General features: G+C 36.0%; 9 protein-coding genes and 1 tRNA gene. 3 read left to right on the top strand and 7 right to left on the bottom strand.

The annotated features are described in order from the left end of the window. The first annotated feature begins 633 nt into the window (after nt 1-633). Nucleotides 634-2,469, top strand: coding sequence for a PAS domain-containing sensor histidine kinase (locus NF867_RS16965; protein WP_252589587.1), 1,836 nt, complete (start codon nt 634-636; stop codon nt 2,467-2,469). A 77-nt stretch (nt 2,470-2,546) separates the two neighbouring features. On the opposite strand, the gene NF867_RS16960 is transcribed toward NF867_RS16965, so the two are convergent. Both NF867_RS16960 and NF867_RS16955 read right to left on the bottom strand, forming a co-directional pair. Continuing rightward, a complete protein-coding gene (locus tag NF867_RS16960) occupies nt 2,547-3,437 on the bottom strand; it encodes a polysaccharide deacetylase family protein (protein WP_252589586.1) in 891 nt (296 codons plus the stop codon). Between the two features lie 188 nt (nt 3,438-3,625). Beyond that, nucleotides 3,626-4,555 carry a methionyl-tRNA formyltransferase gene (locus NF867_RS16955; protein ID WP_252589585.1) on the bottom strand — a complete coding sequence of 310 codons (930 nt, stop codon included), beginning with the start codon at nt 4,553-4,555 and terminating at the stop codon, nt 3,626-3,628. Between the two features lie 429 nt (nt 4,556-4,984). Between NF867_RS16955 and NF867_RS16950 the strand changes: the two genes are divergently transcribed. Further along, nucleotides 4,985-5,155 (top strand): hypothetical protein, encoded by a 171-nt coding sequence (locus tag NF867_RS16950; protein WP_252589584.1) that lies wholly within the window; start codon nt 4,985-4,987, stop codon nt 5,153-5,155. Nucleotides 5,156-5,381: 226 nt separating this feature from the next. After that, nucleotides 5,382-6,653, top strand: a complete 1,272-nt coding sequence (locus NF867_RS16945; protein ID WP_252589583.1) for an NRAMP family divalent metal transporter — start codon at nt 5,382-5,384, stop codon at nt 6,651-6,653. Nucleotides 6,654-6,934: 281 nt separating this feature from the next. Here NF867_RS16945 and NF867_RS16940 read toward each other — a convergent pair. The 5 genes from NF867_RS16940 to mltG form a co-directional block, all read right to left on the bottom strand. After that, nucleotides 6,935-7,019, bottom strand: a tRNA-Ser gene (locus NF867_RS16940). Nucleotides 7,020-7,078: 59 nt separating this feature from the next. Then, the gene (locus tag NF867_RS16935; RefSeq protein WP_252589582.1) at nt 7,079-8,080 is read right to left on the bottom strand and encodes a YihY/virulence factor BrkB family protein; all 1,002 of its coding nucleotides are present in this window, start codon (nt 8,078-8,080) and stop codon (nt 7,079-7,081) included. Between the two features lie 35 nt (nt 8,081-8,115). Further along, a complete protein-coding gene (locus NF867_RS16930; RefSeq protein ID WP_252589581.1) occupies nt 8,116-8,523 on the bottom strand; it encodes an acyl-CoA thioesterase in 408 nt (135 codons plus the stop codon). A 202-nt stretch (nt 8,524-8,725) separates the two neighbouring features. Continuing rightward, nucleotides 8,726-10,987 (bottom strand): S9 family peptidase, encoded by a 2,262-nt coding sequence (locus NF867_RS16925; protein ID WP_252589580.1) that lies wholly within the window; start codon nt 10,985-10,987, stop codon nt 8,726-8,728. An 82-nt stretch (nt 10,988-11,069) separates the two neighbouring features. Further along, nucleotides 11,070-12,098: an endolytic transglycosylase MltG gene (gene mltG / locus NF867_RS16920; RefSeq protein WP_252589579.1), complete on the bottom strand. Its 1,029-nt coding sequence runs from the start codon at nt 12,096-12,098 to the stop codon at nt 11,070-11,072. Between the last annotated feature and the right edge of the window lies 1 nt (nt 12,099).

Here is a 12,099-nt window from a genome sequence, read left to right as displayed (position 1 = left end):
GAAAATCAAATATGAAGAAGAATTGGCCTTGCTAATAGAGAAGTAACCAAGCGAAATAAACAAATAATAACTTTATAGAAACCTATACAAAAAGCCCTAATTACATGGCTTTTATGTATAGGTTTCTTTTTTGGTTGTTGCAAATCTATTTATAGACAATGAAATTTTCTCATCCAGCAACAATTGTTGGTACTTAAAGAGTGGTTAAGTTTTATTTAAATGGTTGATAGTTAGTAGTAAAACGCCGATATTTAACTTGCTTTGAGAGGCTCATTTGGGTAAGGCTGGCAAGCGTTTGTTTTTATCGTTTTCCGTTATTACAGGTTAATTTCTTTGTATTCCACTAGGTGCTTTAAGGTAAAATTGACGGACTTAATGATCTTATGCCGTAATGTCTACCCGCGCTTGCAAATAGCTTAGTTATCTATATTAAATTTTGAAGCTTTTTTAAGTTTTTGAATACTTATTGAATGCAGAACTAAGGTTTTTAAGGCTTCGCTATTTTGTAAGGTTTTAGGTGAATTTAATGAGCTTTAAAAGATTGCCCAGCTGCTTATTTAATTTGAAAAGTAAAAGGTCATAAAACTTAACAGTCATAAATTTTGTTCGAAATACACTAAAATATTTTCTCTTATGGAGATAGAGAAAGGAAGCCCTTTAGACAGCAACCATGACTCGGATTTGTACTACAGAATCTTGGTGGAAAATTCAATGGTAGGAGTTTATATTATTCAGGATGACAAAATTCAGTATGTAAATCCACGGGGTGCTGAAATATTTGGCTATGAACCAGGTGAAGTGATTGGATTGCTGGTAGAAGACTTTATTATTGATGAGGAAAAAGAAAGAACACGGATAAATATTCGTACCAGAATTCAAGGGGAAAAGGAAAGTATACATTATGAAACAATAGGTCGGAAGAAAACCGGGGAATTAATTTACATAGATGTATACGGTAGTACAATTATTTATAAGGAAAGGCCTGCGATAATAGGTTCTATGATAGATGTTACCGAGCGTGAAATAGCAAAGCAGCAATTGTTGAAAGAAAAAAATCTACTTGAGTCGATCACAAACAGTCTGCCTGGGCCATTTTCACTTTTTGGTCAGGATGGAAAATTTCGACGCTGGAATAGGCGATTCGAAATAATTTCTGGATTTAGCCCTGAAGAAATACTAGAAATGACACCAAGTGACCTCTTTGAAGGTGCCGACAAAGAAAAAATTCAGAAGGCCATTGAACAAACTTTTAATGAGCGACCAACTGTAGTTGAAGCAACCGTTATTTCCAAACAAAAAAGGAGAACACCTTATGTTTTCAGCCCCAGTTTAATTGAATATGACGGTATACTATGTATAATATCTCAAGGCTTTGATATAAGCACTAGAAAAAAAAATGAAGAAAAATTAATAAGATCAGAAGCCAATCTTCACATGATTTTTAATGCTAGCGACACTGGCTTTATCTTATTGGATAATAAATTTCACATTGTATCATTTAATCAAGAAGCAGCGGATATGATTGATCGGGAGTTTGGGGTAAATCTTAAACGCAAAGCTAATATTATTCCTTTCCTTTCCGACGACCAAACAGAATTAAAAACCTTTATGAATGAGGTGATTAAAGGGGAGCAATTTAATTATGAAAGAAGTTTTATTAGAACAGATGGTACCACCCATTGGTATTCAATTAAAATGTTTCCGGTTAGGAATACCCAAAAAGAAATTTTTGGTTTGATGATTTCTCTCTCAGATATCACGGAGACAAAAAATAATGAAATTATTCAGCAGCAAAGAAACAAAAATCTTGAGCAATTTTCTTATATCGTAGCCCACAACCTAAGAGGACCTATTGCAAGAATTCTGGGGATTTCAGAAGTTCTTAATGGGCCCTCAATTAGTCATGAAGAACATACTGAACTAGAGCATTTTTTGTTTGATGCTGTCAATCAGCTCGATGAGACTATAAAAGATCTTTCACATATATTAGAGATAAAGAAGGGTATTCGGGATAAGGAAGTTGTGAACTTTTCACAATTAGTGGAGGAAATTAAAATGAGCATTCAGGATGTATTTGAGAAAGAAAATGTTCGTATAACTACCGACTTCTCTGCTGTTGATGAAATGAACACCACCCACAGCTATCTTAAGAGTGTTTTCTATAATTTAATATCAAACAGTGTAAAGTATAAACAACCAGGGAAAGAACAGGTCATAGAAATAAGAAGTGAGAAAAATAATGATGATATTAAATTGTTTTTCAAAGACAAAGGACTCGGTATAGATCTCAAGACAAAAGGAGATGAAGTGTTCGGCCTTTATAATCGATTTCACCAACATATAGAGGGAAAAGGACTTGGTTTATTCATGGTAAAAACGCAGGTGGAACTTTTGGGAGGTAGTATTCAGATAAAAAGTGAACCCAATGTTGGTACGGAGTTTATTATTGAATTTAAAGAGATTGTTTAAAATAGAGTTTATAAAAACTAAAAAAGGTCACTCCATAATAGATTGTGACCTTTTTTAGTTTCTTATCGAACTAATTCTTAATGAAAGCTATTCTTCATGGCATTGTGCATGGTATTAGCACTCCAATAACCACTAGCAATAATACGGCGAATAGTGAAAAGTGGATCTTCCTGATCTTTTTTATCAGCCAGGCTGAATGCTGCTTTAAAGCCTCGTTTCTTTAACTCTGGAAAGGCTTCTTTGTTCCATAAGCCAAAAGGGTAGGCAAAGTAGTCAATTTTTTTACCAGTAATTCCCTCCAGGGTTTTTGTAGGCTTTTCAATTTGAGTTACCCAATCTTCGCCCTGGTATTTTTTAACGTTATGATGATCCCAGGTATGGCTGCCAATTGTGTTGCCTTCGTCAGCAAGTTTTTTTATTTGATCTTTGGTCATGTATTTAGGTCGGCCAATAGATACCGTCATAATAAAGTAAACTCCTTTATATCCGTATTTTTTCAATTCTTCATTAGCGATCAAAAATTGGTTTGCTTCTGTATCGTCAAAGGTCAACATAACCGGTTTCGATGGAAGCGGATCGCCATAAACCAAATAATTATAAACCTGATCAGGTAAAACAGTATGATAGCCACTGTCGGCAAGCAGTTTTATATGTGCCTTAAATGTATTTACCGGAATAATATAATCTTTGGCAACTTTTGAGTCTGATGCTTTCCAATCGCGGATTTGGTGATAACAAAGAATTGGCACTTCTTTGCGAGCCAAAATTTCGGCAACCGAAGCAGCTTTTCTATTGCTGTTATCGGTTGTGGCAGGAGTTGAGGCAGCTGCTGAATCCGCTTTAGGTTCAGCTACAACACCTGAATCCGCAGTTGATTTTTCTTCTGTCGATTTACCTTTTTGACCACAAGAAACGGTGGCAAACAGCATCCCCGCAAGTAGTGTATATTTTAAATAGTTCTTAATCATAACATGAAATAAAGGCTGCAAATTAAATGAATGGATAGGTGTAAATCAATGGTTGAGTGAAAAGAATTTTTTAAGAGATAAGTACCATGGATATTGGTTTATAGAATTGGTAGCATCCCGGCATTAAGGAAAAATTAGGGCTGCAATGAGACTTATTGTGGTAGGCGGCCATTTGGTTGAAATGGTGTTTAAACAAGTGATTTAATAAGTTTTATTAACGAAAAATTTCTCTTAAGTTCTATTAATCCATCTTTACAAACAAGGTAAATTTTATTGTTATCGTAAATGATAGATCCATAAGGTTTCTCTGTAATCTCTTTTTTAAAACTAACAACATCCCATTTATGGCTATTAAATTGAGGTAGGTGAATTGTATTAATATGTGTCATAGTCCCACGTAAAAAATGAAAAATCCGTTCAATTGGCCAATTTTGCCAGTCTATAATTATATGGTATTCAATAGGGTTAATTCTTCTTGCTCTAACAAGCTTTTCGGTTGATTGCTTATGTGGATTTATTGGTCTATTATTTTCTAAAGCCGTTAATACCTGAAGCATAAGTTTGCTCCCTATTTCCAAATATTTTTGTCTGTATTCTTTAAGCGAGGTTCCTAGTTTTAACGGAAAACTCTCCTGCAATAAAATATCGCCTGAGTCTTCTCCCGAATCTATTTTATGTACTGTTACTCCTGGATTTAAGTCCATATAGTAGTAAACCCAAAAATCAGGGTTGGGGCCTCTGTAATTAGGTAATAGTGATTGATGCAGATTAATGGCACCGTATTTAGGTATATTAAATATTTCTTTTTTTAACAATTCCGTCATTCCATGAATAAGTATAATTTCAGGATTTAAACTTGAAACCCATTTTTTAAGTTGATCTTGTTTGTTTTTGAAAGCAACAAAAAGTGGTATTTTATACATTTTAGCAACAGATGGTAGCTGTGTTACTTTTTTATGATTTAAACGTTGAAAATTATCATATATAACACATAAAATCGATCTCAATTGGGTAGGATTATTAGATCGTGACTCTACTATTCCAATAACCTGATGACCAGATGTTATTAATGACTCAAGAATAATTGAATTCCTTGTTCCTATATAGATAACTTTCATAGAAACTAAAGCAGTTAATAAACCATACTTAAATTAATTAGTTGAATTTTTTGAGTAGTACAAAAAATATTGTAGCTTGATTTTCAGCTATTTATAACAAGTTTCTTCTGTTAAGCTGAATGTGATAACTAATCACTTGTTCATCTGGAAAAATGCACAAAATTAAAAAATTAAATAAATGATTATATGAGTGGTATGTTAATTGAATTCTATTAATAGAACCATAGGTATATTATGAAAATAAGGTGCCAAAAGATATCTGTAAACTAAAAGGGCTGTGCTTGTAATTATCTGATTGTGTGAAGTTTGTGTAAATATTTACACAGTTTGTTGCATTTTACTTATTAATTATTAATTGTCAAGACCTAAATGGCATAGTTCTTTCATTACTATAATTAAATCATTAAAATGAAAAAATTATTCTTTGTTATGGCAACTGTAGCAGTTTGCTTAACCTATATTGGTTGTTCGTCTCAACGTGGCGAAAATAAATCCAACACGAGTGATTCAACGAATTATGATAACTCAGGTGTCAAAACAGATAGTATTCCTCCTGTAGATACAACCAAAAGAGATACTTCGCGCAAAGACTCTATTTAAGAAAAACAGAGCTTTTACTCAAAGAGGTAAAAGAAAAACGCCGGTTTCCTGGCCTTTTCTTTCCTTTTATATTTATATTTTTCCTCTAGGACATCAGCTTTTACTGTATGACCTGAAAGGACAGGTAGCGTTCGGCTTTTTCATCTACAGATTAATCTAAAGCTTTTCATAAAAAAATATTATCGTTGCTATTCTGCTTATCTTGATGATGTTTTCACCTATAAAAATGAAAAACACGAAAAAGCATTCCAACAAACTCCTTCGTTTCTGGAAACTTCTAGGGCCAGGTCTTGTAACAGGGGCGAGTGACGATGATCCATCTGGCATTGCAACTTACTCGCAGGCGGGTGCTGCTTTCGGACTATCAACACTTTGGACCTCTATTGTTGCTTTTCCACTTATGGCTGCCATTCAACAGATGTGCGCAAGAATTGGTTTGGTGACCAATCATGGTTTAACCGGAACACTTAAAGAGCATTACCCAAGACCGATTTTGTATCTCATGTTGTTGTTTAGTTTTCCAGCCATTGTAATGAATATAGGTGCCGACATTGCAGGGATGGGAGCGGTCGGGAATCTACTTTTCCCTGCTATTGATGCTACCTATTTCAGTGTTGTTTTCACCATTATACTCTTAGGACTAATCATTTATTTACCCTATCTAAAAATCGCTTCGATACTTAAATACTTGTGTATTGTGATGTTGGTTTATTTTATTGTTCCGTTTTTGTATAAACAGGATTTGATGAAAATATTTAAAGCGACATTCATCCCAACTATCAAGTTTAACAAAGAGTTCATTGCCATACTTGTTGGCATATTGGGCACCACAATTTCCCCGTACCTTTTCTTTTGGCAGGCATCTGTGGAAGTAGAAGAAATGCAACATAAGAAAAAACACCTGATGGTGAATAAAAAGATAATCCATGACATGAAAGAAGATGTGGATTTTGGAATGGCATTCTCAGGATTTGTTATGTATTTTATTATTCTTACCACTGGCACTGTTTTGTTTAAAGGGGGTATTCATCAGATCGAGACCGTGGAGCAAGCGGCTATGGCATTAAAACCTTTAGCAGGCAATTTGGCCTATCTTCTTTTTGCTATAGGAGTAATCGGTACAGGACTAATAGCCATACCCGTATTGAGCGGCTGTCTTTCATATATTTTTACTGAAACCTTTGGTTGGGAAGAAGGACTCGATAAAAAATTTCATGAAGCAAAAGCCTTTTATGTCATCATTGCTATTTCTCTGATACTTGGATTATCGTTGAATTACATTGGTATTTCACCCATTAAGGCTTTAATTTATACAGCTATTCTTTATGGATTAACAGCTCCCGTTTTAATTGCAATTATTCTTCATATTTCTAACAACAAAAAAATAATGGGAGAATATGTAAATGGAAGAATTTCAAACGTACTAGGTTTTTCAGCCGTAATTATTATGACTGCAGCGTCTGTAATTTTAGTTTACCTACAACTGAGTGGAAACTAATAGAGAGTAGTGATGCTGCCCCAAAACACATCTTCATGTGCTATGGGTAGTTGTGGCAATGGCGTGAGCATAAGGATTGACCAAGGAGAATTTACTCACTTGAATAGTTTAAAATAGAATGACAAAAGATAGGCCCTTCTAATCGACAAGTCCGACGAATAGTCCGACGAATAGTCCGACATCATTTCCTTTTTATGTCGAAATCACCGGTATGGCTTAAAATAAAAAAGCCCTTTAAAGTCAATTAAAGGGCTTTTTTATGTTTTATCTTGTTAAAGACGCGGAAAGTGAGGGATTCGAACCCCCGGACCTGTTACAGTCAACGGTTTTCAAGACCGCCGCATTCGACCACTCTGCCAACTTTCCGGAGGCAAAAGTACAAATTCAGGACAGACTGCCAAATTAAATTTTCAAAAAAACGCTAATTAGCTGGTTTTAAGCTTGTTTTTTTGTCCAGACGGATTGCTGCGTATTTTCCAATTGGGCGATTCACCTTCCGATGCAATTACTAAACTTCTTTTCGATAGCACTATACTAGCATTTAATTCGTAGCCGATCAGGATGATCATCGAGTTGATATACAGCCAGATCATAATAACGATTAAGGTTCCTATGGAGCCATAGAGCTTGTTATAAGCCCCGAAGTGGTTAATGTAATAGGCAAATCCGATTGAAACGATGATGGCTAGAAACATTGCCAATACAGAACCTGGTGTTATAAACTTTTTAGACCTGGAAGTTGAAGGACCGTAGTAATACAATAGGGAAGTGGCGAATAAGAATAACAAGGCAATTACCAGCCACCGGAACGATTGCAATACAAAAACCAGGAACCAACCTTTGATCAACCCTTCAGATTCCAAAAAGTTAATGATGAATTCGCCGGCAATTAAAAAAGTAATACCCACCACTAATGAGATAGCGATATAAACGGTTAGTAAAAGCGCGATTGTTCTTTTCTTAATAAAAGTTCTTCGTTCAGCAACTAAGGACGCTTTGTTAAATGCTCGCATTAACGAGTTTACACCGTTGGTTGAAAAAAACAATGCCGTTATAAAACCAAATGAAAGCAAGCTTACGTTTTGATTCTTAATAATATCAAACAGCGTGTCTTCGGCTGCTTTATAAGCGTTATAAGGCAATATCTGCATCAATAAGGATAACAAATGATCTTGAAAACCGTCAACCGGTATATAAGGAATTAAGGTGAATAAAAAGATAATAGCTGGAAAGATAGCCAGCATAAAACTATAAGCCAGTGACGATGACTTGGTCACTAGTGATTCTTTCTTCAGTTCATTAAAAAAGAATACTGCCACAGTGTAAAGCGGGAGTTGCTGAAATCCGGGCAAAGCAGTACGTTTTGTCCATAAAATGAACATGCGATACAAGCTAAATTTATTCAGTAACCGTTCTACTTTTCCCATCTAATAATTACGAAGTATAAAACTAGCATTTAAAACTATTCAAAATAAGGTTTTAGCTTCTCCATAAATTCTTCCGGAGCGTGACAAGGTTTATTTGTCCTCATGTCAACAAACACCAGTTTTGTATGCGCAATGGTAATTAGATCGCCCGCCTCATTAAACAATTCATAATCGAAGTGGATGCGAATAGCAGGCTTATGCTTAACGGTCGTTTTTATGGTAATCTCGTCATCGTAACGAGCCGGTTTTACATATTTAACATTCAGTTCCAGAACCGGCATCATAATTCCTGATTCCTCAAAACTTTTATAGCTTAAGCCCATACTACGTAGCATTTCAACACGGGCAACTTCCAGAAACTCGGCATAATTTCCGTAGTACATATAACCCATTTGGTCTGTTTCGCCGTATCGTACGCGTAGTTTGGTTTCGTGTGTAAACATTTTATATTAGATATTAGATATTAGATGTGAGAAATAGGATAGCGGAATGAATGTCTAATATCCTAATCTCGAATCTTGCATCCCATTTTATTTGGCTCCCTGACAATACTATTCCGGGAATTTGGTTAATAATTGAGAGATACGAGATTTGAAATATGGGCCATGGTCTCAAATCTCAAATCTCAAATCTCAAATTTCAGGTCTATCTTGCTCCCGGAGGACAGTGCTCAACTAAATAAGTTGTAAGAAGATTAAACAGGTGCTTATCAGTTCCTTTACCCTCATTTATTGAATGTGAGCGATTAGGGTACACCATCATACTGAAGGGTTTGCCGGCTTCTATCAAGGCATTCACCAGCATTTCATGATTTTGGTAATGCACATTATCATCGCCGCTGCCATGCACCAATAGTAAGTTTCCTTTTAATCCGCTTACAAAATTAATAGAAGAACCTTGTTTATAGGCATCCACCGCTTGTGGTAACAGCCCCATATAGCGTTCTTCGTAAATATTGTCATACGTTAAAAGATTAGCCACTCCAGCAACTGCCATACCCGTTTTAAATATATCGGGGTATTTAAACATCAGGTTTTGGGTGGAAGAACCTCCTCCGCTCCAGCCCCAAACAGCAATGCGGCTGCTGTCTACCCATTTCCATTTTAAGATCTCTTTAGCGGCCATTGCCTGGTCACGAATATTCAGATTTCCGATATTTTTAAAGATCGCTTTGCGCCATTCACGGCCTTTGGCAACAGGTGTACCACGGTTATCCAACGAAATGATCACATAGCCTTGGCTTGCCCAAGATTGGTGCCAGCTGTTGGGTGAAAAACTGTCTTTAACCGTTGCGGCTGCAGGTTCTCCATATAGATCGAATAAAACCGGATACTTTTTAGTTTCATCGAAATTTGCAGGTTTAATTACCCAGCCATCAATAGTAACACCATCAATAGTTGTAACCTGAAAAAAGCTTTTGGGGTTTGGCAAGTATTGTTTTAATTGCTCAGCTGTCAGGTTATAGCTTTGGCCTTCTTTTAACCTTTTTTTAGAAGCTAAACTAATAAACTCTTCAGTTGGAGCAGTTTGATAATTTGAAAATCCATGAACTGCATATTGGGCATCAGGAGAAATATTGTATTTATGCGTGCCTTTTTGAGCTGCCGGAGAAACTAAAACTTCTGAACCTTTTCCATCTAAAGTAATGCAGTATAAGTATTGTTGAGTGGCATTCTGAGTCGAGCCGTAGAAATAGAGTACTTCTTTCTTCTGATCAATTCCAACAATATCCATTACATCGTATTTACCTTTGGAAAGCAATCTTTCATTTGAGCCATCCTTATTCAAGCGATACACATGTCTCCAGCCGTCCTTTTCACTAGTCCATAAAAATTCTTTTCCATTGTTTATAAAATCCCATCCAACGCGATCGTATTGCCAGAAGTAATTCATATCGATCCATGCTGCATCGCTTTCTTCGTAAACCTTTTTAGCCAAGCCTGATTGCGTGTTTACTAAATACAGCTTACAACTGTCTTGCTTACGGTTTAACTGCTGAACCATAACTTCATTGCTGTTACCGGCCCAGTCCATACGTGGAAGGTAGTTTTTTACAGGATCTCCAGGAATATCCATCCATTTTAGTTGGGCTGATTGAACATTTACCACACCAATTTTAGCCTTTGATGGATCATAACCTACTTTAGGATACTCCACCGGAACATTGAATGAATAAATAGAGTCGGTAGTATTCAGCATTAAGTAATTACCAATTTTAGAAGCATCTATTTGCCAGAAAGCAATTGATTGTCCATCCGGACTCCATCTGAAGCCATCCCTGCAAAACAACTCTTCTTCATAGGCCCAATCAAAGGTTCCATTGATGATGCGGTTGGTACCATCGGTTGTTAATTGTTTGATGGCTCCGCTTTTTAGATCCTCAACATAAATATTATGCTTACTTACATAAGCGGCTTTTGAACCATCGGCAGAAAGTTTAGCAAACTGAAGTGAAGATTCAGGTAACGAGTTGCCCAGTTTTTTAAGTGATTTGCTATTAACGTCATAGAGCCAAAAATCACCCCTCGTATTTTCGCGCCAAACCCTCTTAGAGTTGGAGAATAGAACTATTTTTCCAGTTGCAGGGTACCAAGTATAGGCTTCAACCGGAAGTGTAGCATTATTCACGATTAAGCTTGATGAAGCCACGAGCACTTTTCGTGAAAAATTGTTGGCCGGATCATATTCTACTATTTCAAAACCTCCCGTAACTTCTTCCAGATTTGTAAATAGGTGACCAGTTTTATTCCACTGGATATCTCCAAAGTTCATGTTTTCATTTTGAGGAGGTAATGCAGAAAGCGATTGATAGTTAAGACTGGCTGGAAGAGGTTGTGCATTAAGAATAATAACACAACTTCCCCAAAAAAGTACGGAAAGAAGAGATTTCTTAAGGATAGACTTCATAAAATTGATTTTTCAAGGAATAAACAAAAAAATGCAGCGTAATTTACAACGCTGCATGTAAGTTTTTATATCGAAAGGGAATTTACTTAATTCCTCTGGCATCTAAAGCTTTCTGGAACTTTTTAGCATTAATAATATGCTGTTCCATAGTTTCGGCAAAGGCGTGACGACCTGAGAAATCATCTTTTGCACAAAAATAGATGTAGTTGTGTTTTTGATAGTTTAAAACCGCATCAATTGCTGTTACCGAAGGCATTGAAATAGGTCCAGGCGGCAAGCCTGTGTGAACATAGGTGTTATAAGGCGATGGATTTGACATCATTTTACCTCGAACCCTCGAAATGGTAAAATCACCTTCAGCAAAAATCACCGTAGGATCGGCTTCCAGTTTCATTCCTTTTTTCAGGCGGTTTAAATAAACGCCAGCCACGATTGGCATTTCATCAGTTTTCTTGGTTTCCCAATAAACAATTGATGCTAAAACACTTACTTTCTCCGGACTTAAACCCAATTCTTCAGCTTTCTTCTTGCGTTCCGAAGTCCAGAATTTTTGATATTCGTCATACATCCTGCTGAAAAACTTTTGCTGATTGGTGTTCCAGAAAAGTTCATAAGTATTGGGAATGAATACAGTAAAAACAGTTTCAGGAGTAAATCCAAACTTACCCACAAATTGCTCATCGTTAAGCATTGTTAAAAACTTAACAGAGTCTATTTCCAACTTACGGGCAACGTAACCGGCAAATTGCGATTTAATGCGAATATTGTTAAATGTTAAACGTACAGCTTCCTGGTTGCCGGCTTTTAGCATGTTAATAAGCACGCGATTGCTTATGCCTTTTGAAATACGGTAACGACCTGCTTTAATGTTGCTATCGTTGTATTTCATGAAATTGGCACTCCATTTAAAGCTTTCTACATTTTTTAATAGATGATTTTTTTCCAGACTGTCGATCACATTCTTAAAAGTTCCTCCTGTAGGTATATACAGATAGGCTTTCTGTTCAAAATCTCCGGTATTTGGCTTTAAAAGTTTAAAATAGAAATAGCCGCCTATTGATAATGCGCCTATTAAAATAATGGCTAAAACACCTAAAATTATCTTTTTCAAT

It is taken from the genome of Solitalea agri (assembly GCF_023914155.1).
In the GTDB taxonomy this organism is placed as follows: Bacteria; Bacteroidota; Bacteroidia; order Sphingobacteriales; family Sphingobacteriaceae; genus Solitalea; species Solitalea agri.
The sequence above is the reverse complement of the archived record's forward strand: the minus strand, read 5'-3'. Positions and strand labels throughout refer to the sequence as shown.

Excerpts from the sequence above, each read along its gene's own strand:
- NF867_RS16925 (WP_252589580.1), bottom strand. The coding sequence starts at position 10,987 with ATGAAGTCTATCCTTAAGAAATCTCTTCTTTCCGTACTTTTTTGGGGA.
- NF867_RS16935 (WP_252589582.1), bottom strand. The coding sequence starts at position 8,080 with ATGGGAAAAGTAGAACGGTTACTGAATAAATTTAGCTTGTATCGCATG.
- NF867_RS16960 (WP_252589586.1), bottom strand. The coding sequence starts at position 3,437 with ATGATTAAGAACTATTTAAAATATACACTACTTGCGGGGATGCTGTTT.
- NF867_RS16950 (WP_252589584.1), top strand. The coding sequence starts at position 4,985 with ATGGCAACTGTAGCAGTTTGCTTAACCTATATTGGTTGTTCGTCTCAA.
- NF867_RS16965 (WP_252589587.1), top strand. The coding sequence starts at position 634 with ATGGAGATAGAGAAAGGAAGCCCTTTAGACAGCAACCATGACTCGGAT.
- NF867_RS16930 (WP_252589581.1), bottom strand. The coding sequence starts at position 8,523 with ATGTTTACACACGAAACCAAACTACGCGTACGATACGGCGAAACAGAC.
- NF867_RS16955 (WP_252589585.1), bottom strand. The coding sequence starts at position 4,555 with ATGAAAGTTATCTATATAGGAACAAGGAATTCAATTATTCTTGAGTCA.
- NF867_RS16945 (WP_252589583.1), top strand. The coding sequence starts at position 5,382 with ATGAAAAACACGAAAAAGCATTCCAACAAACTCCTTCGTTTCTGGAAA.